Below are 22690 nucleotides of genomic sequence, written 5' to 3' on the forward strand. Positions count from 1 at the left end.
ACCGTGCTGGTTGACGTTGCCGATCAGCTCCGAGCCGTCGCCACACGCATGAACCCCAATGCAGTCGGGGCATGAGGACGATTGAGACGGCCGCGGCCCGATTGTTGCGTCGCCCGGCTACTTCACCACCGCCGCCGACCTGGCCGCCCGCTGTCACCGCGCCGCCATCGAGGGTCGCTGGGCCACCACCATGCGGTTCTTCGCCGGCCCCACCCTGCTGGTGATCGACGAGCTGGGCTACCTGCCACTGCCCGCAGAAGCAGCATCAGCGTTGTTTCAGGTTGTCTCCCAACGCTATTTGAAAACCAGCATCGTCATCACCACCAACCGCGGCGTCGGGGCCTGGGGAGACACCACCGTCGCCGCCGCCATGCTCGACCGCCTCCTGCACCGCTCGATCGTCATCAACCTCGACGGCGAGTCCTACCGCCTACGCGACCACCACGCCGCCGCCGAAACCCTGCGCCGCACCACCACCGGCACCCGCCAACCGCTACGCTGACACCCGCTCATAGGTGAGGAATTCCGGCAAGCACAGGTGGGGAATTCGATGAGCGCCATCACTACCGCGCATTGCCCGGTCAACTTCAATCAAAGAGCCGCCAAATTGGGGGGAAAAGTGAGTCGTACATCTGCGACCAACAGTCGGCATACATCTGCGACCAACAGTCGGCACGGCGTCGCCAAGGGCCCCAGGCGTTGGCCGTGGGTGGCTATCGTAGCTGCGTTGGTAGCACCAATGGCGGCGCAATGCTCAAGCAGGCCGACTCCGTCGACCTCGACTGGTGCCCAAGAAACAACAAGCACAGCATCCGAGACGCCGGCCGTACCGCCGGCGGCACCTGTCGCTGTTCCGACAGTGATCTCCCTCTCGATCACCCTCGCGGAGGAAGATAACGGCATCAAGGTCGACGCCATGGATATCGGCGAGGAGATTGGTCGCTTCGTGCTTGGCCGCGTTGACGGGGTCGATACTCAGCGGGCGATCTTCGAGAAGGGCAACTGGCGGATTGTTGCCCAGTGCGACCAGATGGTCGACAAGACACTCAAGGTGGGCGTCATCAAGACCCACGAGTTCATGGCCATCTCCCAGGCCGGGCAGGCAAGATCCCTCTCTGACAACATGTTTAAGTTTCTGCTCGACTGCCCGGCGTAGGCGAAGAACGAGTGTGGGGCACCGTGAGCGCGGTACAGAAACGTCCATCCACGCACAGACAAGAGTTCTAGCCGGTTTTGCTGTCGGTGAGAACGGTCCGATATTCCGCGTGGGCTCGGGACTGACGGGCGGCGCTACTCTGGACACGGGTGGGCCGAGAGAGGCCCCCGTCTCGGGACCGGTTCCCGGCCAGCAAACTCGTTCTGAGGCCGAAAGTGCAGTCATCGTTTATTCATCGAATATGTCCACGAAACGACCGGAACCAGGCAGGCTCAACAGATTCCCGCCGTGCCGTAGTCCCATTGCAGCACAGCACTATTCGGACCAATAGAGCTGTATCCGGACCTCGGGTTCGCTATTCCGTTGGTCGCGGGTTCGAGCCCCGCCCGCCCTACTCTGAACAGCCCTACCGAACCGCTGTCTATTCGTCGTTTTTGTCGACCGCGCTTGCCGAGACCGCAGAGTCCGGCGCGTGCGCCCCAACCTGATCGGCTTGCTTGCTCTCCACCCACTCGCGCATCAGATATCCGGCTACGGCACCCATGATCGCGAAGGGAGCAACCGCCGCGCCACCGCCTCCCAGCAGGATCGCGCCGAGGATCGCCGAGGTTGCCGGCATGCGAGTGATGCCGGCGCCCGCGGCTCCGATACCGGCGGCCACCAACGGTGTTGCCGGTATGCCGGGGAACGTCAGAGCCGTGGCCACTCCCACCGCTACGCCCAGGTAGGTGGCCGGAAAGATCGGTCCACCCCGCATACCCCCGGAGAGTGCGGCTACATACACAACCGCCTTCACCAGCAGGATGACGATCACTGCGAGCACGGATGTTTCACCGATGAGGTGGGGCATGCCGGTGAGGCCACTGAACAGGACCAGTGACGGGCCGATGTCAAACGCCCGAGCCACGAGGAATCCTGCGAATGTCACCGCGGCGGCCGCGACGACGGCCAGGTTGCGCGCCCGATCCGCCCAGCGGTCGGCACGCACCGCGACCTGCCGGACGATCAGGGCGATGATGCCCGCCACCACCGCCACCAGCAGCCCGGCTCCCAGGTGCCCAATGCCGATCGTGTCGTACGCGGGCAGCCCCGGCACCGCAAGACTGTGGGTGCCGACGCCGGCGAAACCCAGGACCCCCACCTGGATCGCATAGCCGCTCCCCAGGGCAACCAGCAACGGTGTGATCATGCGCGCCGGAAACATGCCCATGGCGCAGAACTCCAGCATCATGAATGCGGTAATGAAGGGATTGCCGAACACCGCGCCAATCGCCGCTGCCCCACCCAAGAGACGTGCTGCCGACACCTCCTGCTCCCCGCGACCGCGCATCACCAAGGCGCCAAGCACCGATCCCACGACGATCAACGGCGCCTCTGGTCCGAGGACGAAACCAAAGACCAGGGAGCCCAAGGCCGCCAGCAGCAAAGAAGGGGTGTCGGCTACTCGGGTATCGAAATGGAATCCAGTCAGCGGCCCAGGGCCGGTCGCTCCCGGCATGCGCCGAGCCAGCAGCACAAGGCCAGCGCCAACGGCCAGCAGCATTGCGACCCACCACCAGGGCAGCCCGCCTAGTCCGAGCGCACGTGGCAAGTGTTCGAACATCCACTCTTGACCGAGGGCCACCACCTCGAGGAAGGCCGCGGCAGCCAATGACGCCACCACACCCAGTATCGCCGCCAGCGCCAGGAGTCGACCCATGGCCGAAACTTACTCGTGCGGTCTGGGCAAACTCATACAATTGAACGAAAGAACGTCTGATTTCAGCGCCGTGCATCCGCCCGACCCGCCTGAGGTATTTTCGCTTTCATGCAAATTGCCCTCGGGGTCGCCATCGCCGGCACCCGGAGTCCGAACCAGTGACCGGGATATTGCCGGGCAGCCTCCTGCATCGCCCAGGGCTACCTGGAAGACGAGATACGGTTTCGTCGTGGAACTCACCCGGCCCATCGACCCGCAACGACCACTGCTGGTCTGCGCCCTGCACGCTGAGGCGGCGCACCTGCACGCCGGTGACCTACCCGTCCTGATCACCGGAGTGGGCAAAGTGCAAGCGGCACTGACGGTTACGCGCGCCCTTAGCGCGGCGCGGCCGGCCCTGATCGTCAACCTCGGGACCGCCGGTGCCTTGCGTGACGGGCTTGCCGGCACTCACGTCATCCACCGGGTGATCCAGCATGACCTGAACTCCGCGGAGATCTTGGCACTGACGGGCCAGGCCGTCGGTATGCCAATCGACCTGTCCGGCCACGCGGCCGGCTACGGCGGGGAACCGGTCGTGCTGGCCACCGGAGATCGCTTCATCGACGATGCCGCAGCCCGCGCCCAATTGGCTGAACACGCCCACCTCGTCGACATGGAGGGCTATGCCGTGGCAGCCGCCGCCACCGCGATGAACGTGCCCGTCGTCTGCGTCAAAGAGGTCTCCGACAGCGCAGGAGACGAAGCCGCGATGACCTGGAGTGCCGCCCTCGCGGCGTGCGCGGAACGACTTGGGGCATGGGTCGACACCCATCTTCGGTGAGTGGTCGCCTCGTGGATCGGCGCGGAAACCGGCCGCCGCTGCCGCGGCGGCCTGGTCGTGACATGCTGGGAAAGTGAAGGGATGGCCCGGGGGGCCAGCAGTCAAGTGAGTTCCGATGGCTCGGCGGATGCCAGAGCGCGGTTCCTATCGGCTGTCGAGGGCGCTGTCGATTGTGACGACGGTGCTGCTCGCCTGTGCGCCGCCTGTGTGCTGGCCCTGCCCGTGCGGCGGGCCGGGATCGTGATCACCGGGTCCGGCTTCGGGTTGGAAATGCTTTCGGCCAGCGATCCGGTCGCCGAGCGGGTCGAGTGGACTCAAATCACCTTGAGCGAGGGGCCCGGGGTCGACTCGATCTCCACGGGCTTACCTGTCTGCGTGCCCGATCTGGCCAAGGCAGATGGACGTTGGCCGGTGTTCCTCTCCGAGATCGCCGGCCGGGAAATCGGCGGAATGTATGCGCTACCGCTTCACGTCGGGGCCATCAAAGTCGGTGCCCTGGATCTTTATTCAGACCTCGACGCGCCGCTTGGGCCGGCGGGATTCGCCGATGCGGTCGCGATTTCCGAACTCATCACCGCTGTTCTACTCAAGGTCGACAAGTCCGGACAGATCCCTGATTCCCTGGGCTCCTGGTGGAATCAGCCGTTGAGCTCCCGCGAGGTTCACCAGGCCACCGGAATGGTCATGGCGCAACTGGGCATCGACGCCCGGTCGGCATACGTTCGTCTACAGGGGTTCGCCTTCGGGAATAGCCGACTGGTCAGGGACGTGGCGAGCGACGTCATCAACCGTCGATTGAGATTTAACGCGGGCTCGGGGGACGGATTTTCACCCGGGTCATCCAGCGATCCGAACATGGAGGACAACAATGGATAACTACGAACGGCTCGCTCAGGCTTTCGTCGGATTGGCGGACACCCTTGTCGACGATTACGACGTGATCGAGCTGGCCCAGCAACTCATCGACAGTTCCATGGTCCTGCTGCCCATCGCCGCGGCCGGGATCTTGATCGGCGATGTTCACGGCAATCTTCACGTCCTGGCATCAAGCAGCGAGGAGACGCGGTTACTCGAGTTGCTGCAGTTGGAGGCGGGCCAGGGGCCTTGTCTTCTCGCCTACCGAACAGCGGAGCAGGTCTTGGTGGACGATCTTGACAGCGATCGGCAACGCTGGCCGGCATTCGCGAAACGGGCTGCCGAATATCACTATCGATCGGTCTGTGCCCTGCCATTACGGCTGCGTGAAGAGCGGGTCGGTGCCCTGAATCTGTTCCGCGACGAGCCCGGCGGTTTGGCGGCGGTCGATATCGCCGTTGGACAGGCACTGGCCGACGTCGCGACGATCGGGATTTTGCACCAGCGAGTCCTCACTCGCGCGGAATTGGTCAGCCAGCAACTGCAAATGGCGCTCAACACGCGCGTGATCGTCGAACAGGCCAAAGGCGTGCTCGCCGAGCGTGGCAATATCGACATGGATCAAGCGTTCGCACTGCTGCGGTCCTATGCCCGCAGGTCGCGCCAACGACTCGCCGACGTCGCCCACGACGTGGTGGAGCAAGGCGACACCACCGCGATCCTCAGCGCGAAATGACTTCGCGGTTGCCATTTCGGCTCTTTAGGCATAATCTCAGTCAGATAACGCCTCCCCAGACCCCGGCGGTGTAACGCAAGCGGTTGATCTAAGGCAACACTCCCTGGCCCGGCACTTTTTTTGAATGGCGCTGTCTCCCAATGGTTTTGCCGCGGCAGCCGCAGTCATACACGCATGCGGCCGACGGCGCTCATGCGAGGGAGTTGGGTCGAATTCATGATCGGAAATCAAGCCAAGCCTGCGGAGTGGTTGGGTACGGAGATCGTTCGGCTGAGCAAAAGGCTGGGCCATGGGCCGACGGCGTCTCAATTGGCAGATGAGTTGGGGATGGATCGCGAGGAGATCATCCATGTCCTGCTTGCCGGCAGATCCTACAGCATGGCGTTGACCGGCACGGGCCAGGGCGGGAGTGACGTAGCGTCGTCGGCGATCGCAGCGATTGGCGTGATCGACGAAGACCTGGTCGGGATCGAGAACCGGGAGGCGTTGCGCGCGTCACTTGCCGCGCTTTCCGAACGTGAGCGTGTTGCCATCGTGTTGCGCTTGTTCAAGTCGCAGAGTCAGAGTCAGATTGCGGATCGAATCGGCATCTCGCCGATCCAGGTCTCTCGTTTGCTGGCCACAGCGCTTGAAAAACTCAGGCAGAGTGCGATCAGCCCACCCGTCGCCGTGTGAGCTTGCGCCACACCCACGTCAGCGGAACATCGCGTCCGGTGACGACGTACTCCAGCGTGCTCGGATAGTGCAGGATCTCGCCGACCTCGGCCAACCCGCTGGACCTGCCCACCAGCAGCACCTGATCATCGACCGCCAAAGGGGTGTCCTCGGCGGGCATGAAGTGCGGCTTCCCGTCGCGGATGAGCACCAGGGCAGCCAGCGGTAGCGTCACCTCCCGGTCGTCGGGCTGTCGCATGAGGTCGAACAACGTCAGGGGCTGGCCCCGCCGCAACCAGGCGGCGATAGCCGGTGCATCCTCGGCGGACAGGGTGAAGACGTAGCGCTCCGGGGTGCGCCGGCCGCAGCGCTCCAGCAGATGGTCGCGTACCTGCGCGGACCACCGCTCATCGCGGGTCATGGCGTGCTGGACGAAGCTCCAGAACACCGGGGTGATAACCCGGGCCAACACCTCCCGGGCAACCAGTTCGGTATCGATGTGCACCGAATCGATCTGCAGCGATGTTAGCAGCGACCGCTTGGCGTTGGACTGTTGGCGGACAACGAGGTAGGCATCGGGGTTGGTGTGCCGGACACGTTCGGCCATGGCGAGATTGACCGTGTCATTGCCGGTGCCCGCGACGAATCCCACCCGGCCCGAGACGTCCGGTTCGTCCTCGGCCGGGTCGACGAGCCCGACGCGGACGCCGATACTGGTGAGGTCCTCGACCACGGCATCGATGAACTCGCCCTCGGCGCAGATCACCCACCGTCGCTGGGCCAGATCCGTCCGGACCGGCATCAGTTCTTCCTCGTCGTTGTCCATCAGCCAGCGCAGCAGCTGAAAGCCGATCGGCCGGCGAATGGACTCGGCGAGGTAGTCGCCGAACCGGTCGTCGGCGTTGATCGCCGACGCCGGGGCGAAATGCTCCATCCGGGTCGCGGTGCGCTTGTGGACGCACCGGCCGAGAACGGGCAGGTCCGGTCGCAGCAGCGCCGCCGCCATGACCACCGCCAGGTTGACGTCGTCGTCGCCGCTCAGTGCCAGCACACCCTCGCACTGCGGGTGCCCCAGACCGGCCATGCCCAGTAACGCCGGTGTGGCGGCATCGCCCTTGATCGCCGGGACGTCGAAGGTGAGTTGACCCGACGCCACCGCCCGGATGCGATCGTCGCGATTGTCGATGGCGACGAACCGGCGGTAGTGCTCGTCGAGTTCGGCTCCGACGATCCGGCCGGCGTCCCCGTAACCGGCGACGATGACGAACGGTTCGACCAGCCGGCGGACCTGACGCCGGAACTGCTGAGCGGCAACGGCATCCTGAAACGCCTCGCTCTGGATGAGCGCGAACAACACACCGATGGCGTAGGCCCAGCCGATGACGAGCAGGAAGATCGACATCGACATCCATATCCGCTGCGGAATGCTGAACGGATAGGGCGCCTCGGTGAAACCGACCGTGGTCAACGTGATCGCCATTTGGTAGAACGAGTCAAAGATGCTCAGGCGGTGCGGATTTCCCTGTGGGTCGACGCCCGGCATGAGCATCATTCCCGCGGTGCAGAAGCTGAACGTCGTGGCGACGACGATAAGCGGCATCCGCATCCGCCGCATGATCAGGAAGATCACCTCGGTCGTCGGCACCGCCTCCGGAATGTGGACGGGCCGGACCCGCCCGGCGACCCGCCGTCGGGTCCAGAGATGAACCAGGTTCAGCGGGTTGGTCATCGGCGGGTGAGAGCTAGCGGCGGCGGAAGGTCGCGGTTTCGATCACAAGAAGGGTGACCGACACGAGGTTGGCCAGCAGCGCCCCGCCCGAGAGTGAAACCACGCTCGCCGTGGCGTGCCCGTCGAGCCCGGAGGCCGAAACCTGCGTGGCCCACACCCACATCACCGACGCCGCAGCCAGCTGGAGCAACGCGACCAGACTTGTCGCCAGGTGCACCGCGCCGAGTTGGGTGCTGTCACCGAACTTCAGAATCGTCGTGATCAGCGCGACGATGAGCGCAAGAAACAATTCGTAGGGGTTATGGACTTCCGGGTCGCTGATGTCGCCGAGGAAAAAACCGAAGTTCAACGTTGCTGCCAGCAGCACGAAGAACCCGAAAACCACCTTCTCGAGATTCACACCGGCAGACTAGTCGAGTCAGGGCCGGGGCCCCCGATGTTTGCTCTAGCTCAGTGCTCGTGGTCGTTTCCCGCGGACTGCTCGGTCTGGCCCGGCGGTGCCGGAATCGTCCACGTGGTGGCGGTGGTGGGGGCCGGTGCCGGCGCTTTGGGCGAGACGCTGATGCCGTTCGGCGCGGTGCCCACCGGAACTGTCGCCACCCCCGTCAGCCACGTCGATCGTCGAGAGCCAGCAGAAGGAGATCGACACCATGAACCAGATCCTCAGCTCGCCGTAGGCGTGTTTACTTGGGTGGCATCCGGATGCCGCCGTCGACGCGGACCACTTCGGCGTTCATGTAGGAGTTGGTGATCAGTTCCAGCACCATCGACGCCAGTTCTTCCGGCTTGCCCAGTCGATGCGGGAACAGCACCGACTGGCCCAGCTTGGCCTTGAACGCTTCGGCATGCTCGCCCTCGCCGTAGATCGGGGTGTCGATGAGACCGGGGGCGACGGTGTTGACCCGGATGCCGACGGCCGCGAGGTCGCGGGCCACCGGCAGGGTCATGCCGACGACACCGCCCTTGGACGACGAGTACGCCGCCTGACCGATCTGCCCGTCGAACGCCGCGACGCTGGTCATGTTCACGATCGCGCCGCGCTCACCGGTGGAGGTGGGCTCCAGTCGGCTCATCGCGGTGGCGGCCAGCCGGATGCAGTCGAAGGTTCCGACCAGGTTGATCGCGATGACCTTCTTGTAGGCGTCAAGGTTGTGCGCCGAGGCGAATTCGCCGTCCTTGCCGATGGTGCGCTGCGCCCAGCCGATACCGGCCGAATTCACCAGAGCGCGAAGCGGACCCAGGTCCATCGCGGTGTTGACGGCATCCTCGATCTGCTCGGTCTTGGTGACGTCGACGGTGACGAACGCCCCGCCGATCTCGTGCGCCAATTCCTGTCCGCGATCGGCCTGCAGATCCGCAATCACCACCCGGGCGCCGAGGTCGGCAAGCTGGCGGGCGGTGGCTGCGCCGATACCGGACGCGCCACCGGTGACGATTGCGCTAGCTCCGTTGAGTTCCATGGCGAGGAGTTTACGGACGACCTGTCGTCGCCCGTGCCGACGCCCTACCGGTTGCAGGGCCCGCCGTGGGAGGAGGTTGACATCGTCAACAGCGCGCGTCGGGAGAAATACCAGATTCTCGGCGAGTCCGAATAGCCCGGAATAGCCTCTACAACCGTGGGGTCCTTCCAGGTCGCCGAGGCCGGTATCGCCGAGTTGCGTGCCGCGCTGGAGTCGGGCCGGGCCACCAGCGTGGACCTCGTCGAGGCGTATCTGCGCCGCATCGAGGTCTATGACCGCAGCGGTCCGACGCTGAATTCGGTGGTGGTGCTCAACGATCGGGCCCTCGCTGAAGCGGCTGCCTCGGACCGGCGGCGCTCAGCCGGGGAACTGCTCGGCCCTTTGGACGGTATCCCGTACACCGCCAAGGACAGCTACCTGGCCAAAGGACTCACCGCGGCAGCCGGCTCGCACGCCTTCGCGAACCTGATCGCGCAGAAGGACGCGTTCGCCATCGAGCGACTGCGCGCCGGCGGGGCGATTCTGATCGGGTTGACCAACATGCCGGCGATGGCCAACGGCGGGATGCAGCGCGGCCTGTACGGCCGCGCCGAAAGCCCCTACAACGCCGCCTTTCTCACCTCGGCGTTCGGCTCGGGATCGTCGAACGGGTCGGGGACGGCCACCGCCGCCAGCTTCGCCGCCTTCGGGCTGGCGGAGGAGACCTGGTCCAGCGGCCGGGCGCCGGCCACCAACAACGCGCTGTGCGCGTACACCCCGTCGCGTGGGGTGATCTCGGTCCGCGGGAACTGGCCGCTGGTGCCGACGATGGATGTGGTTGTCCCGCATACCCGCACGATGGCCGACATGGCCGAGGTGCTCGACGTCGTCGTCGCCGACGACCCCGATCCGCGCGGGGATCTGTGGCGGATGCAGCCGTGGATCCGGGTTCCCGCGGCCTCGTCGGTGCGCCCGCCGTCTTACCGGGCGCTGCTGCCGCCCGACGCGGCGGCTGCCCGTAAGGTGCTGGCCGGCAAGCGCTTCGGCGTGCCGCGGATGTATGTCAATGCCGATCCGGAGGCCGGCGTGGGCGAGGGCCTGGGCATCGGTGGGTCCACCGGTCAGCGCATCGACACCCGGCAATCCGTCATCGACCTGTTCCAGGCGGCGGGGGCGGATCTGATCGCGGCCGGAGCCGACATCGTCCTGGTGGACTTCCCGGTGGTGTCCAACTACGAGCACGACCGGCCCGGGACTCCGTCGGTCAAAACCCGCGGGCTGGTGAGCCCGGAGTTCCTGCACCGCGAGATCCTCGACCTGTCGGCGTGGGCCTGGGACGACTTCCTGCGTGCCAACGGCGATCCGGCGATACCGAGCCTCGCCCAGGTCGACGGCAGCCAGATCTGGGTAGATCCGCCCGGCGCCCTACCCGGCCGCACGCAGGGATTCGACGACGACATCAACAGCTACCCGGCGTTCATCCGCGAACACCCCATCGCATCGTTCCTCGACATCCCGCACATCGAGGAGGGGCTGCGCGGCCTGGAGCAGACCCGCAAGACCGACCTCTCGGCGTGGATGCACCGGCGCGGTCTGGACGCGGTGATTTTCCCGGCCGTCGCTGATGTGGGCCCGGCCGACATGGACGTCAATCCGGTCTCCGCCGACCTTGGCTGGCGCAACGGGGTGTGGGTGGCCAACGGCAACCTGGTGCCCCGGCATCTGGGCATCCCCACGCTGACCGTGCCGATGGGCATCATGGCCGACACCGGGATGCCCGTCGGGCTGACCTTCGCCGGCCACTGCTACGACGACACCCGACTGCTGTCGTTCGCCGCGGCATTCGAGACCACAGGCTCACGTCGCACCCCGCCGCCGCACACCCCGGCCCTATGATCGCCGACATGGACACCCGGATGCCGGCCGAATGGGCGCCCCAGGAACGTATTTGGATGGCCTTTCCCAGCGCCGGCTACTCACTCGGAGACACCGAGCAGGCGCGGCACGAAGCGCGGTCCACCTGGGCGGCGGTGGCGCACGCCGTCGCCGAGTTCGAACCCGTCACCATGGTCGTCGATCCGGGCGAACGGACCGCCGCCACCCGGTACCTCTCGGCGGGCATCGACGTCATCGAGGCGCCGCTCAACGACGCCTGGATGCGCGACATCGGTCCGACATTCGTCCACGCTGCCGACGGTTCGGTGGCCGCGGTGGACTGGGTGTTTAACGGCTGGGGCGCGCAGGACTGGGCGCAGTGGGACCGCGACGCCACGATCGGCCGACTGGTGGCCGACGCGGCCGGCGTGCCGTTGATCGCCTCGACCCTGGTCAACGAGGGCGGCGGCATCCACGTCGACGGCGAGGGCACCGTGCTGCTCACCGACACCGTCCAACTCGACCCCGGCCGCAATCCCGTGCTGAGCCGCCAGGACGTCGAAGCCGAGCTGGCGCGCACGATCGGCACGACCCACGCCGTGTGGCTTCCCTGCGGCCTGACAAGGGATTCCGAACGCTTCGGCACCCGCGGCCATATCGATATTGTCGCCACCATCGCCGCGCCGGGTCGGGTGCTGCTGCACACCCAGCGCGATGCGTCCCACCCGGACTACCAGGTGAGCCGCACGTTGCGCGCGGCGCTGGAGGCCAGCCACGACGCCGCTGGGCGGTCCTGGGAGATCGTCGAAATGCCCGCTCCGTCAACGCTGACCGACGACGAGGGCTACGTCGACTACAGCTATATCAACCACCTCGTGGTCAACGGCGGCGTGATCGCCTGCTCCTTCGGTGACGCGCACGACCGCGACGCCGTGGCGATCCTGGCCGAGCAGTACCCGGGCCGCCGGGTGGTCAGCGTCGATGCGCGGCCGCTGTTCGCCCGCGGCGGGGGAATTCACTGCATCACCCAGCAGCAGCCGGCGCCGGTGCCCGGCTAACAGGCTCGCACGTCACAGGTCAACCCGATCCGGCTCCGGCGCTCTGTTCGGCCGAACAGAGCGCCGAGAGGCGCGAATGTAGGTCAGCGGCCTTGCCGCCCGCCTAGAATTCGACCAGGAGCAGGGGTGAGGGGGCCGATTCGCCATGAGCTGGCAGGTCCTGCAGCCCTTCCTGGTCGCCCTGGCGATCGGGTTGCTGCTGGGATTCGAACGCGAGCGCAGCCACAACCGCACCCTGCCGGCCGGTTCCCGCTCGTTCGCGCTGATATCGCTGCTGGGCGCGGTGGCCGCGACCTTCAGCTCGTGGGCGGTGATCGCCGGCCTGCTCGGCATCGCCGCGCTGATGGCGCTGGCCTACTTCCGCACCAACGAGGAAGACCCCGGCACGACGACGGAGATCGCTACCCTCATCGCCTATCTGCTTGGCGCGCTGGCCTATTCGCAGCCGGGGGTGGCGGTCGCGCTTGCCGTGGTGGTCGCGGGGCTGCTGGTGTCCAAGGATCGCATTCACCGGTTCGCCCGAGACATCGTCACCGAAGTCGAACTGGAAGACGCCATCAAGTTTTTCGTGGTGGCCTTCGTGGTGCTGCCACTGCTGCCCGACAAGGGCATGGGCCCCTACGGCGTACTCAATCCGGCCAAGGTGTGGCTGCTGGTGGTCCTGCTGACCGGCATCGGATGGGCGGGTTACGTCGGCGTCCGGGCGCTGGGCGCCCAGCGCGGACTGCTGCTCACCGGACTGGCCGGCGGGTTCGTCTCGGCCAGCGCCACCACCGCCTCGATGGGCCGGCTCAGCCGTACCGCGGGCGTGCGGGCACCGCTCGCCAGTGCGCTGGCCGCAAGCCTGGCGACGTTCGCGCAGTTGATCCTCGTCATCGGCTACGTCGACCCACAGGTGCTGCGCCGGCTCTGGCCGCCGGTGCTGGCCGGCGCAGTAGTACTCACGGCGGTGGCGATGTACGTCTACCGGGGCGCCGGCCGCGAGGCTCACGACGACGCGGCCACCGTGCCGGGCGAGCGGCCCTTCGCCCTGCGGCCGGCTCTGATCCTGGCCACTGTCCTGGTGTTCGCCCTGATGCTCGGACGATGGGGAGCGGACGTGCTCGGTCCCCAGGGGGCTGTGCTGGCGGCATTCGGGGCCGGTCTCGCCGACGCGCACGCCGGTTCGGTCGCTGTTGCCACGCTTTCCGCGAAGGGAGACATCACCGTCGGAGTCGCACTGGCCGCGATCTCGGCCGCGTTGGCGTCGAACACGATCGTCAAGATCGTGCTGGCCTTCACCTCCGGTGGCCGCCGGTTCGGGCTCTTGTTCGCCGCCGCGATTGCCGGACCCGCCGTGGTGTTCGCCGCAGCCATGACGCTCGTCGCGACGCTGGGTTGATCCGCATGACCAACCTCGCCTCCGAATGCGAGAATCGGTCATGGCGGAGAGTCCGAAGACCCACGTCGAAGCCCTGATCGTCGGCGCCGGGTTCTCCGGTATCGGCACCGCCATCAAACTCGACCGAGCCGGGCTGGGCGACTACCTGATCGTCGAGGCGGGAAGCGGCGCCGGAGGCACGTGGTACTGGAACACCTATCCCGGCATCGCCGTGGACATCCCGTCGTTTTCCTACCAGTTCTCCTTCGAGCAGAGCCCGAACTGGTCGCGCACCTACGCCCCGGGCCGGGAACTGCGTGCCTACGCCGAACACTGCGTGGCGAAGTACGGCCTCGCGCAGCGGATCCGGTTCAACACCACGGTGCGCGCGGCCCGCTTCGACGACAACGACAACCTCTGGCGGGTGGACACCGACGGCGGTGACATCACCGCCCGCTATCTGATCAACGCCAGCGGAGTGCTGACGGTGCCGAATCTCCCGGACATCGACGGCGTCGACTCGTTCGGCGGAATCACCATGCACACCGCACGCTGGGACCACGGCCACGATCTCACCGGCAAGCGGGTGGGGATCATCGGCACCGGCGCCTCCGCGGTCCAGGTGATTCCCGAGATCGCCGGGAGGGTCGAGCACCTCACCGTCTTTCAGCGCACCCCGATCTGGTGTTTCCCCAAATTCGATGTGCCGCTGCCCAAGCCGGTTCGCCTGGCCATGCGGATTCCCGGCGGCCGTGCCGTCCAGCGGCTCCTCAGCCAGGCCTTCGTCGAAGTCACCTTCCCGCTGGCCGCCAACTACTTCACCCTCAACCCGTTCGCCGATCGGATGCCCGAGATCGGGAAAGCCCTCCTGCGCAAGCAGGTTCACGACCCACAGGTGCGTGACAAGCTCACTCCGCGCTACGCCGTCGGATGCAAGCGGCCCAGCTTCCACAACAGCTATCTGTCCACCTTCAACCGCGACAACGTCGAACTGGTCACCGAACCGATCGAGAGGATCACCGGCTCGGGCGTAGCCACCGGCCACGTCAACGGGGCCGGCCGCCTCCATGACATCGACGTCCTGATCCTGGCCACCGGATTCAAAGTCATGGACGCCGACAGCAGCCCCACCTTTCCGGTGATCCGCCCGGACGGAACCACGTTGCGGCAGTTCTGGGAAGACAATCGCCTGCAGGCCTACGAGGGCGTGAGCATTCCCGGCTTCCCGAACCTGTTCACCGTCTTCGGGCCGTACGGGTATGTCGGTTCGTCGTACTTCGCACTGATCGAAGCCCAGACCCATCACATCGTGCGCTGCCTCACGGCCGCGCGGCGCCAGGCGGCCACGCGTATCGAGGTCCGCCGGGAAGCCAACGACCGATTCTTCGCCACCATGTTGCGCAAGCGGCGCCGGCAGATCTTCTGGCAGGACACCTGCCACCTGGCCAACTCCTACTATTTCGACAAGAACGGCGACGTTCCGCTGCGCCCGTCCAGCACCGTGGAGGCCTACTGGCATAGCCGGCGCTTTCCGCTGGCGGACTACCAGTTCAGCGCCCGCTAGTTCATAATTCGGCGTCTCGCCGTGGTGGCGGCGACGCGTAGTCATGGTCCTGATCGATGCCGGACGGCAGGTGGTCGGGCGGCTCGATGCGCAGCCTGTGCGCCACCGGGACATCGGTGGAGGAGTGCACGATGATCGACAGCGCGATCGTCACGGCGATCAGGTCGAAAAGTTTCTCCCCGTTGGGAATACCCGCCTGCAGCACCAGCAGCCCATAGACCACCGACGCGAATCCCTTAGGCCCGAACCAGGCCGCGGTGAGTTTCTCCGCGCGCGGCATCCCGGTTTTCACCAGCGACAGCAGCATGGACGCCGGCCGCACCACCACGATCGCCAGCACCGCCAGCAGCCAGCCCTGCCAACCCAGGTGCGACAGCCGGTCCGGGGTGATGAGCGCACCGAACAGCAGTAGGGCGGCGAACTTGGTCAGCTCGGAGAGCAGGTCGCCGAGTGGCTCGAAGGACTCGGCGGCCACATGGTCGAGGGTGGCCAGTGCCGAACCCGCCGCGAAGGCCGCCAGGTACGGATTGGCATGGGTGAGATGGCTGATCGCGTAGACCGCGATCGCGATCGCCACCGGACCCAGCGGCTGCAGTCGAGGTTCGGCGGTGAGGATGTTGCTGCGCCAGGCCAGTGCCACCAGCGCAGCCACGCCCACTCCGATCGCCAGGCCGAGCACCAGTTCGAGCAGCACCACGCCCACGTGCGACTCCTCGTGCTGGGCCAGGGCCAGGAAGATCAGCACGAACGGCAGCGCCAGACCGTCGTTGAGGCCGGACTCGACATTGAGCAGCCTGCGCAACCGAAGTGGAATGTCGGAGCGACTCACCAGCGCCGAGGCGAACACCGGGTCGGTGGGAGACAGGATCGCGCCGAGCAGGAACGCAATCGGCCAGTCCAGACCCACCAGGTAGTGCGCCGGCACGGCGATGCCGATCATCGCCAGCGGCATGCCGAGCCCGAGTGCCCGCCCCGACAGCCGCCACCCCTCCCGAAGCGCCGGGACATTGGCCCGCTGACCGTCGGTGAACAACACCGTGAACAAGGCGATGTCGGCCAGCACCGCGACGATGTTGTCCTCGGCGCTCACGTTGACCACACCGAAGCCACCCGGGCCGAGCAGCGCGCCGGCCACCAGGAACAGCAGCGCCGTCGACAGCACTGTGCGTGCCGCCAGGCCCGACAGCGACACACTGATCAGCAACACCAGCCCATACGCCAGGACGAGCACCACGGGGGCAATCCTGCCCGCTGGGCGCCCGCTGTCGGCGCGGTTCGCGGTAAACAACGCATTTCTGGGAGAATCGCTCACCATGCGAGCGTTCGTCCTGGGCCTTACCGGAGCCTCAGTCGGAGCCGCCGCCGCCCTAGCCACGTCGGCCACGGCGGCGGCGGATGTGCAGATGCTCTCGCCCTGGGATGTGGCGAACCCGGCGGTGGGGAATCTGGATCCGCGGCTGCTCGGCGCGGTGCAGCAGGCCGCCACCGCGGCGGCGGCCGAAGGCGTAACGATGACGATCACCTCGGGGTGGCGGTCGCCGGAGTTTCAGCAGCAGCTGCTCGACGACGCCGTGATGACCTACGGAAGCATGGCCGCGGCGCGTCAGTACGTCCAGACCCCGGAGCGTTCCCACCACGTCCTCGGGCGGGCCGTCGACGTGGGCGGGATGGCGGCCGACCAATGGCTGATCGCCAACGGTGCCCGGTTCGGGCTGTGCCAGATCTACGCCAATGAACTGTGGCACTTCGAGTTGGCCACCGACGCGGCCGGGGTCTGCCCGCCGCTGCAGGCAAGTGCCGCCGGATGAACCCGTGAACCGCGCACCGGAGTTCGTCGACTTCCACTTCGACGTCATGTGCCCGTACGCCTACCAGACGTCGCGCTGGATCCGTGAGGTCCGCGATCGCACTGGCCTGCAAGTCAATTGGCGGTTCTTCAGCCTTGAAGAGATCAATCGCCAGGAGGGCAAGAAGCACCCCTGGCAGCGGGACTGGTCCTACGGCTGGTCGATGATGCGCATCGGCGCGCTGCTGCGCCGCCGGTCGATGGCAGACCTGGATGCCTGGTACGAGCGGGCGGCCCGGGCGTTGCACGTCGAGGGGCACAAACCGCACGAGAAGGCCGTCGCACGACATCTGCTGGGCGAGTTGGGCTTCGACCCGGCTCTGGTGGACGAGGCCATCGCCGACCCGACTACGGGGGATGAGGTGCTCGCCGACCACCGACGGGTGGTGGATGCCGGCGGCTACGGAGTGCCGACGCTGTTCTTCCCCGACGGGCAGTGTCTGTTCGGCCCGGTGCTTATCGACCCGCCTATCGGGGACGCCGCCGTCCGGCTCTGGGACGCGGTGACGGCGTGGACGGAGTTCCCGCACCTTTACGAGCTGCAGCGGCCCAAGACCGACGCCGACGACCGGGCGATCACCGAAACGTTCCGGCCCTATCTGCAAGCGCGCGATTGGGTGTCGATCAACCGCGGGGAAGTGATCGATTTCGACGCCTTCAAGCAGTGAGCGGGCGACTTCTCGAGTTCTGGGGCATTCAACTCAGAAGCAGACGGCGCGCCACTCGCCGTAGCGCCGGATTCGGGCTGTGGTGCCCTCGAAACCGGCCTCGGTCGCGGCGGTGACGAACGGGCTGCGCGCGAACGCCACCGCCACCCCGGTGGACAGCTCCAGGCCGGGGGCCGCCTGGGAAGCCACCGCGGCGTTGAGATAGGCCGTGCGGCCCGTCTCGGTGAACAGCAGGCCGGCGAAGCCCGCGCCCTGGACGCGACGCGCGACATCGCCGGTCCGGCTCAGCGGTTGGGGCATGGCCATCGCGTCGACGTGCACATTGCCAAGTTACGCCGGTCGGCAGTTCGATTTCCCAACGCGAAACCGTTGGTTCTGGCAAACTTCGGCCGTACCCGAGCAGGAGACGCGTGTGACGACCCATACCGAAAAGCTGCCGATCCATACCGAAAAGCTACCGCTGTTAAGCGGTAAGGATCGCGTGATGATCGCCCTCACGGCGATCTCGGCGGTGGTCGCGGGCGTTCTGAACTACGCCAACGCCAACGAACTGCTGTCTTTCGTCGCCTCCGCGATTGCCCTGGCCACGCTGGCGTCGCTGGTGGGCAGGTCCGTCGAGGCGCTCGGCGATCGGCTGGGGCCCAGTGCCACCGGAATCCTGCAGTCGGCTCTGGGAAATCTGCCCGAACTCTTCGTCATCCTCTTCGCCCTCAAGGCCGGCCTGTTCGAGGTGGTCAAAGCCACCCTCGTCGGCTCGATCCTGGCGAACGTGCTGCTGGTTCTCGGCTTGGCGTTCGTGGTCGGCGGCGTCAAGCATGGCCGGCAGCGTTTCGCCGCCGAAGCCGGTAAGGCCCTCGGTCTCATGCTGACCCTGGCGGTGTTCATCCTGGCCGTGCCGTCGTTGACCGCCGCCCTGCACACCCCCGCTGAGTCCCATGAGCGAGCGGTGTCCATCGTGGTCTCGTTCGTGATGCTTGGACTGTTCGCGCTGTCGTTGATCGCGACGCTGACGCGTGGCAAGTCCGGCCATGAGCCGCATGAGGGACATTCGGCAGAGGGCTCGTCGCCGATTGCGGCGAGCCCCGATTCGGCCAAGGCCGCGAGCACTGCCGTTAAGCACGGCGAGTGGCCACTGGCCATGGCGATCGGCATGCTGGCCATCACCGGCCTGGGCGCTGCCTTCGTCTCGGAGTGGTTCGTCGCCGCGCTTGAGCCCGCGATGGAATCCGTCGGCATCAACGAGGTGTTCGCCGGTCTGGTGATCGTCGCCATCGCCGGCAACGCGGTGGAGAATGTGGTGGGTATCCAGCTGGCGGCAAAGAACCAGATGGACTACGGCGTCCAGGTGATTCTGCAGTCGCCGGTACAGGTGGCGCTGACCGTCGCTCCGATCGTCTGCCTGGCGGCCGGGTTCCTCGGCCAGCCCGGCTTCGACCTGGTGCTTTCGCCACTGCTGCTGGCCGCGATGATGATGTCTGCGCTGGTCGCGGTGCTGGTCACCTTCGATGGTGAGTCGAACTGGTTCGAAGGCGCGGTGCTGATAGCGCTCTACATCGCGATAGCAACCGCGTTCTGGTGGGGTTAGGCGGCGCTTCGGCCGTAGTTGTCCCGAAAACGCAAAAGACGGCACCACCGAATGGCTACCGCCACCCCAACTACCGATCCCCGCCGGCACCAACACCTACCACCACCGGAGAACGCGTGATCCCTGACGACGTGATCCCCGACGATTGGGACCTCGCCGCGGAGTAGCCAACGCTGACGGTGCCGCGGGGTAACCTCGGCCCCGGAGGCGGGGACTGTGAGACGAATCGGACGGGCGATGGCTGCAGCCGTCTGCTCAGCGCTGCTGCTCGCGCCGGTATCCGCCGCCGACCAGAACACCCTTGCCACCCTCGACTCGCTGCCGATCAAGGGTCGCGCACCCAAGACCGGTTACGAGCGCAGCCTTTTCGGCGACGCCTGGACCGACGATGTCACCGTCGCCGACGGGCACAACGGCTGCGACACCCGCAACGACATCCTGCGCCGCGATCTGGTGGAGGTCGTTTTCAAGCCTGGCTCCAATGGATGCGCGGTGCTCAGCGGAATCCTCAACGACCCCTACACCGCAACGAGCATCGAATTCCGCAGGGGCCCCGGCAGTTCCGCTGAAGTACAGATCGACCATATTGTCGCCTTGTCCGACGCCTGGCAGACCGGCGCCCAGGAGTGGGACGAGATGACCCGGCGCAACTTCGCCAATGACCCGCGCAACCTGCAGGCCACCCTCGGCTGGGTGAACCAGCAGAAGGGTGACGGTGACGCCGCCACGTGGCTGCCACCCAACGCCGGCTACCGGTGCGTGTTCGTCACCCGCATCGTCGACGTCAAAGCCGCCTACCGGCTGTGGGTGACGCCGGCCGAACACGACGCCCTTGCCCGGGTGCTCGCCGGCTGTTAGACCGGAGTGACCTGCAGCGCGCTCAGGTCGGTCTTCATCAGCACGACGTTGTAGTTGCTCCAGATCGACATGTTCCAGTACAGATTGCTGTCATCGGGTTCGCCACTGGAATCGGTGAGTTGGCCGGTTCCCGACAGCGGGTGGACCATCGGCGCGTACAGGCCCGGGTACTGGACCGACGTGGCGATGGTGATCGGGTCCGACCACGGCCCCTCCGGGCTGTCGGCGGTACGCAGGATGACGTTGTTGGCGCCGTTGCCGTAGAGCACCACGTACTTGTCGAGGTAATCGTTGTACTGCACGCTCATCTCGCTGACGTTGCCGCCGGTCTTGGCGCCGGTGAACCCCGCCATGTAGCCGCCGAGGAAGTTGGGGTTGTTGGCCAGGTCGATGGCCCAGCCGAATAGACCGGGTGAGTTGGGGGAGTCGCCGATGACTGCCTCGGCGCGGGACTGGTCACCGACCCACCTGTTGCCGTTCCAGTACTCGTATTTGCGCAGATTGGTCAGCTCGCCCTCTGGGACGCGCGACAGGTAGGCCGATCCGGCGCGGCCGGCCGGGGTGCCGAAGGCGTAGACGTAACGAGGCTCGCCAGCGACGATTTTGCTCTCCGGTTGCAGGACGTAGGCCATTTGTTGGAAATTCTGGTCACCGGCGCTGTACGCCTTCTGCGCGCGGAACACGCCCGCCGGACGGATGGTGGACCGTTGCAGCACCCACTTGCCGGTCGCCTCGTCGTACTTCGACACCGCCGAATAGTTGGTGGTCCAGCGACCGGGTGTGTCCCACGATTTCACCGACATGTAGTTGACGAAGTTGTCGCCGTTGGCGTAGATCGCTGATGTCGGGATGTTGGTGACCTCGGAACCGATGAAGTACACCTCGCCGCGGGCGGCCGGGATGAACTGGTAGGCCGGGCCCGTGCGAATCAGGCTCAGCCCGTCGCTGAGATTGGTGTCGTCGCTGAGCAGCAGCACGTTGGAGCGCCAGTCGCCGGTCATGTTGGGCGCCGAGAACGTGTCGCCGAACGCCAGCTGGGTCTTGCCGTTGACCCCGTTGAACCACATGATGCCCAGGTCGGTGCCGTAGACGTTGGCCCACTGGGTGTTATTGGTCTGGGGCCAGCTCAATCCCGGGAAGGCGGTGTTGCGCTGCCCGGTAACCCAACCGACCGGGGTCGACGCCAGGGTGGTCGGGGTGGTCACCAGCGCGGTGGTGGTGGCGCTGGGCGCTGCGCTGATCGCGGCGGCGGTGCGCACACCGGCGCGGCCGAGATCACGGCGGGTCCAGCCCAGCAGCGCCCACAGCGCCGGCGAGTCCAGCGGGACACCGGGAGTGGTGCTGCCGGCCAGCGGAGCCAGGCCCACCGCCGACAGCAGGCGGTTCGCCAGGGTCTGCACGGCGACCGCCGGCGCGGTGACCGGAATCGACGGCACGGTGACCACCAGAGCCGGCAGGGTGACCGGCACGGCCTGCGCGGGCACCGACGTCAGCACCGAGGTGACCACGGCAGGCAGGGTCGCGACCGCCGCGACCGGCCGCGGGACAGCAACCGCCGCCGCGGCAGGGGACACCTCGACCACGGGGGATGACTGCGAAACCGCTTGCGGTTGAGGTGAATTCACCGGGGCTGCGGCGGCGGCGGCCGGCTCGGGTGAGCGGGGCGGCCCGTCGTTCCTGACGCCGACCGCGGGCGGTTCGGCGATGTCGGCGACCGGTGCGCTGCGCGGTGCGGTGTCGATCGGCGCGGGAAGGCTGTCCACGGCCGCAGGTTCGACGCCGGCATCGGCAATGCTGGGCTGGCCGCGCCGCGCCGGTGAGGGGCCTCGGCTGCTCCGACGGGTCGGCCCCGCGGACGCCGAATCCTGTCCCGTTGACGCCTGGCTCGCCGAGCCGGTGTCGGTGTCAGAGGTATCCGCCCATGCCACACCGGTTCCGGTTGCCATGGCTGCGCCGATACCCAACGCGACGGCCAAGGCGCCGAGCCGGCCGACGTGAGCGGCGGCGCCCCCCGAAGAACGCTGACCAGAATTCATCGACACACTCCTGTATCTGACCGCGGGTCGTATCGCTGGCAAAGATGATCCGGGGCGGCCCGGTGACGGGCACCCCGCACTGTACTCACTGGAGCTAGACAAATTCCAGAGGCGCGGCGACGACGGGACGGCGCTCGCTCAGTGTCCGGCAAGGAGTTCCGCCATCTTGGCGATCACGCCCTGCAATGCCGTGAACGGCCGGATCATCACCTTCACCGAGGTGATCTCGCCCTCGTCGTTCCAGTGGATCATGTCGATGCCCTCGACCGAGAGGCCGTCGATCACGGCGGCGAACTCCAGTACTGCCGACTTCTCGGCGAACCACATGTTGACGTAGTGAAATCCGGTGCCGGAGAACATGTGTTCAGCCGCCCGCAGGTACGCCGCGGCCAGGGCGCGTCCGCGCTGCGGGCTGAACACCGCGGGGGAGTAGAACACCGCGTCCTCGGCGAGCATCTCGTCGAGTTCGCTGCCCAATTTCTCGCCTCGCTGGCGCTCGGCTTCGGCGGTTTCGCCGTTCTCGATGACCCGCAGCCAGCGCTCGATGACGGGCGGAACGGCACTCACCGGGTTCACCAGGACCACAGCGACATGTCGCCGGGCGGGTAACTCATGCAGATGTCGGTGGTGTTGGCGGCCACGCCTTTGTTGTTGAACCACAGCTTGGCGTGGTTGGGCCACTGGAACGCCAGCGGGTCGGAGAAGAAGCTGGTGGCCAGCACCTCCGACCACGCCCGCCGGTCGGCCGG

General features: G+C 66.6%; 21 protein-coding genes and 3 pseudogenes. 14 read left to right on the forward strand and 10 right to left on the reverse strand.

All coding sequences use genetic code 11. The features are described from left to right. Positions 1 to 118 precede the first annotated feature (118 nt). Positions 119 to 502: pseudogene (locus ADBZ6I_RS05895) on the forward strand (ATP-binding protein); the annotation flags it as partial. Positions 503 to 859: 357 nt separating this feature from the next. Next, the gene (locus ADBZ6I_RS05900; RefSeq protein WP_526381829.1) at positions 860 to 1156 is read left to right on the forward strand and encodes a hypothetical protein; all 297 of its coding nucleotides are present in this window, start codon (positions 860 to 862) and stop codon (positions 1154 to 1156) included. A gap of 421 nt (positions 1157 to 1577) precedes the next feature. Here ADBZ6I_RS05900 and ADBZ6I_RS05905 read toward each other — a convergent pair whose 3' ends face one another. Then, positions 1578 to 2855 (reverse strand): chloride channel protein, encoded by a 1278-nt coding sequence (locus ADBZ6I_RS05905; protein WP_526381831.1) that lies wholly within the window; start codon positions 2853 to 2855, stop codon positions 1578 to 1580. A gap of 229 nt (positions 2856 to 3084) precedes the next feature. Here ADBZ6I_RS05905 and ADBZ6I_RS05910 point away from each other — a divergent pair, with 229 nt between their 5' ends. The 4 genes from ADBZ6I_RS05910 to ADBZ6I_RS05925 all read left to right on the forward strand — a co-directional run bounded on the left by ADBZ6I_RS05910 (position 3085) and on the right by ADBZ6I_RS05925 (position 5944). Continuing rightward, on the forward strand, positions 3085 to 3678 hold the full coding sequence (locus ADBZ6I_RS05910) for a nucleosidase (protein WP_526381833.1): 594 nt from the start codon (positions 3085 to 3087) through the stop codon (positions 3676 to 3678). Next, a complete protein-coding gene (locus ADBZ6I_RS05915; RefSeq protein ID WP_526381835.1) occupies positions 3679 to 4554 on the forward strand; it encodes an ANTAR domain-containing protein in 876 nt (291 codons plus the stop codon). Next, positions 4547 to 5269 (forward strand): GAF and ANTAR domain-containing protein, encoded by a 723-nt coding sequence (locus ADBZ6I_RS05920; protein WP_526381837.1) that lies wholly within the window; start codon positions 4547 to 4549, stop codon positions 5267 to 5269. The genes ADBZ6I_RS05915 and ADBZ6I_RS05920 overlap by 8 nt, the downstream gene beginning before the upstream one ends. 216 nt (positions 5270 to 5485) lie before the next feature. After that, a complete protein-coding gene (locus ADBZ6I_RS05925; RefSeq protein ID WP_526381839.1) occupies positions 5486 to 5944 on the forward strand; it encodes a sigma-70 family RNA polymerase sigma factor in 459 nt (152 codons plus the stop codon). Here the strand turns inward: ADBZ6I_RS05925 and ADBZ6I_RS05930 are convergent. From ADBZ6I_RS05930 to ADBZ6I_RS05945, 4 genes are all read right to left on the reverse strand, one after another. Then, complete coding sequence (locus tag ADBZ6I_RS05930; RefSeq protein WP_526381841.1) at positions 5922 to 7652, reverse strand: NAD-binding protein; 1731 nt, start codon at positions 7650 to 7652, stop codon at positions 5922 to 5924. The genes ADBZ6I_RS05925 and ADBZ6I_RS05930 overlap by 23 nt on opposite strands. Positions 7653 to 7665: 13 nt before the next feature. Continuing rightward, positions 7666 to 8052, reverse strand: coding sequence for a DUF6394 family protein (locus tag ADBZ6I_RS05935; RefSeq protein ID WP_526381843.1), 387 nt, complete (start codon positions 8050 to 8052; stop codon positions 7666 to 7668). Between the two features lie 50 nt (positions 8053 to 8102). Beyond that, the gene (locus tag ADBZ6I_RS05940; protein WP_526381845.1) at positions 8103 to 8252 is read right to left on the reverse strand and encodes a hypothetical protein; all 150 of its coding nucleotides are present in this window, start codon (positions 8250 to 8252) and stop codon (positions 8103 to 8105) included. A gap of 83 nt (positions 8253 to 8335) precedes the next feature. Then, the gene (locus ADBZ6I_RS05945; protein ID WP_526381847.1) at positions 8336 to 9112 is read right to left on the reverse strand and encodes an SDR family NAD(P)-dependent oxidoreductase; all 777 of its coding nucleotides are present in this window, start codon (positions 9110 to 9112) and stop codon (positions 8336 to 8338) included. Between the two features lie 156 nt (positions 9113 to 9268). Here ADBZ6I_RS05945 and ADBZ6I_RS05950 point away from each other — a divergent pair, with 156 nt between their 5' ends. The 4 genes from ADBZ6I_RS05950 to ADBZ6I_RS05965 all read left to right on the forward strand — a co-directional run bounded on the left by ADBZ6I_RS05950 (position 9269) and on the right by ADBZ6I_RS05965 (position 14948). Beyond that, positions 9269 to 10987: an amidase gene (locus ADBZ6I_RS05950; protein WP_526381849.1), complete on the forward strand. Its 1719-nt coding sequence runs from the start codon at positions 9269 to 9271 to the stop codon at positions 10985 to 10987. A gap of 8 nt (positions 10988 to 10995) precedes the next feature. Further along, positions 10996 to 12024: an agmatine deiminase family protein gene (locus tag ADBZ6I_RS05955; protein WP_526381851.1), complete on the forward strand. Its 1029-nt coding sequence runs from the start codon at positions 10996 to 10998 to the stop codon at positions 12022 to 12024. 145 nt (positions 12025 to 12169) lie between these two features. Beyond that, positions 12170 to 13405, forward strand: coding sequence for an MgtC/SapB family protein (locus tag ADBZ6I_RS05960; RefSeq protein WP_526381853.1), 1236 nt, complete (start codon positions 12170 to 12172; stop codon positions 13403 to 13405). A 40-nt stretch (positions 13406 to 13445) separates the two neighbouring features. Beyond that, complete coding sequence (locus ADBZ6I_RS05965; RefSeq protein ID WP_526381855.1) at positions 13446 to 14948, forward strand: flavin-containing monooxygenase; 1503 nt, start codon at positions 13446 to 13448, stop codon at positions 14946 to 14948. A gap of 1 nt (position 14949) precedes the next feature. On the opposite strand, the gene ADBZ6I_RS05970 is transcribed toward ADBZ6I_RS05965, so the two are convergent. Further along, on the reverse strand, positions 14950 to 16182 hold the full coding sequence (locus tag ADBZ6I_RS05970) for a cation:proton antiporter (RefSeq protein WP_526381857.1): 1233 nt from the start codon (positions 16180 to 16182) through the stop codon (positions 14950 to 14952). 79 nt (positions 16183 to 16261) lie between these two features. Here ADBZ6I_RS05970 and ADBZ6I_RS05975 point away from each other — a divergent pair, with 79 nt between their 5' ends. Next, positions 16262 to 16756, forward strand: a complete 495-nt coding sequence (locus ADBZ6I_RS05975) for a M15 family metallopeptidase (RefSeq protein WP_526381859.1) — start codon at positions 16262 to 16264, stop codon at positions 16754 to 16756. Positions 16757 to 16760: 4 nt separating this feature from the next. Beyond that, on the forward strand, positions 16761 to 17462 hold the full coding sequence (locus tag ADBZ6I_RS05980) for a mycothiol-dependent nitroreductase Rv2466c family protein (protein ID WP_526381861.1): 702 nt from the start codon (positions 16761 to 16763) through the stop codon (positions 17460 to 17462). Between the two features lie 57 nt (positions 17463 to 17519). On the opposite strand, the pseudogene ADBZ6I_RS05985 reads toward ADBZ6I_RS05980, so the two are convergent. After that, positions 17520 to 17783: pseudogene (locus ADBZ6I_RS05985) on the reverse strand (LLM class flavin-dependent oxidoreductase); the annotation flags it as partial. 163 nt (positions 17784 to 17946) lie between these two features. On the opposite strand from ADBZ6I_RS05985, the gene cax reads away from it, so the two are divergent. Both cax and ADBZ6I_RS05995 read left to right on the forward strand, forming a co-directional pair. Beyond that, the gene (gene cax / locus ADBZ6I_RS05990) at positions 17947 to 19047 is read left to right on the forward strand and encodes a calcium/proton exchanger (protein WP_526381863.1); all 1101 of its coding nucleotides are present in this window, start codon (positions 17947 to 17949) and stop codon (positions 19045 to 19047) included. A gap of 237 nt (positions 19048 to 19284) precedes the next feature. Continuing rightward, positions 19285 to 19902: pseudogene (locus ADBZ6I_RS05995) on the forward strand (GmrSD restriction endonuclease domain-containing protein); the annotation flags it as partial. Here ADBZ6I_RS05995 and ADBZ6I_RS06000 read toward each other — a convergent pair. The 3 genes from ADBZ6I_RS06000 to ADBZ6I_RS06010 all read right to left on the reverse strand — a co-directional run. After that, positions 19902 to 21668, reverse strand: coding sequence for a DUF4185 domain-containing protein (locus ADBZ6I_RS06000; protein ID WP_526381865.1), 1767 nt, complete (start codon positions 21666 to 21668; stop codon positions 19902 to 19904). The pseudogene ADBZ6I_RS05995 and the gene ADBZ6I_RS06000 overlap by 1 nt on opposite strands. Positions 21669 to 22079: 411 nt before the next feature. After that, positions 22080 to 22508 (reverse strand): nuclear transport factor 2 family protein, encoded by a 429-nt coding sequence (locus ADBZ6I_RS06005; protein ID WP_526381867.1) that lies wholly within the window; start codon positions 22506 to 22508, stop codon positions 22080 to 22082. Between the two features lie 5 nt (positions 22509 to 22513). After that, a partial coding sequence (locus ADBZ6I_RS06010) for a DUF5078 domain-containing protein (protein ID WP_526381869.1) occupies positions 22514 to 22690 on the reverse strand: 177 nt, incomplete at its 5' end.

It is taken from the genome of Mycobacterium sp. (assembly GCF_044342925.1).
Lineage (GTDB): Bacteria > Actinomycetota > Actinomycetes > Mycobacteriales > Mycobacteriaceae > Mycobacterium.

Bases quoted from the DNA above. Each gene is read 5' to 3' on its own strand.
- ADBZ6I_RS05945 (WP_526381847.1), bottom strand. From the start codon at position 9,112: ATGGAACTCAACGGAGCTAGCGCAATCGTCACCGGTGGCGCGTCCGGT.
- ADBZ6I_RS05905 (WP_526381831.1), bottom strand. From the start codon at position 2,855: ATGGGTCGACTCCTGGCGCTGGCGGCGATACTGGGTGTGGTGGCGTCA.
- ADBZ6I_RS05955 (WP_526381851.1), top strand. From the start codon at position 10,996: ATGGACACCCGGATGCCGGCCGAATGGGCGCCCCAGGAACGTATTTGG.
- ADBZ6I_RS05920 (WP_526381837.1), top strand. From the start codon at position 4,547: ATGGATAACTACGAACGGCTCGCTCAGGCTTTCGTCGGATTGGCGGAC.
- ADBZ6I_RS05925 (WP_526381839.1), top strand. From the start codon at position 5,486: ATGATCGGAAATCAAGCCAAGCCTGCGGAGTGGTTGGGTACGGAGATC.
- ADBZ6I_RS05975 (WP_526381859.1), top strand. From the start codon at position 16,262: ATGCGAGCGTTCGTCCTGGGCCTTACCGGAGCCTCAGTCGGAGCCGCC.
- ADBZ6I_RS05960 (WP_526381853.1), top strand. From the start codon at position 12,170: ATGAGCTGGCAGGTCCTGCAGCCCTTCCTGGTCGCCCTGGCGATCGGG.
- ADBZ6I_RS05965 (WP_526381855.1), top strand. From the start codon at position 13,446: ATGGCGGAGAGTCCGAAGACCCACGTCGAAGCCCTGATCGTCGGCGCC.
- cax (WP_526381863.1), top strand. From the start codon at position 17,947: ATGATCGCCCTCACGGCGATCTCGGCGGTGGTCGCGGGCGTTCTGAAC.
- ADBZ6I_RS05930 (WP_526381841.1), bottom strand. From the start codon at position 7,652: ATGACCAACCCGCTGAACCTGGTTCATCTCTGGACCCGACGGCGGGTC.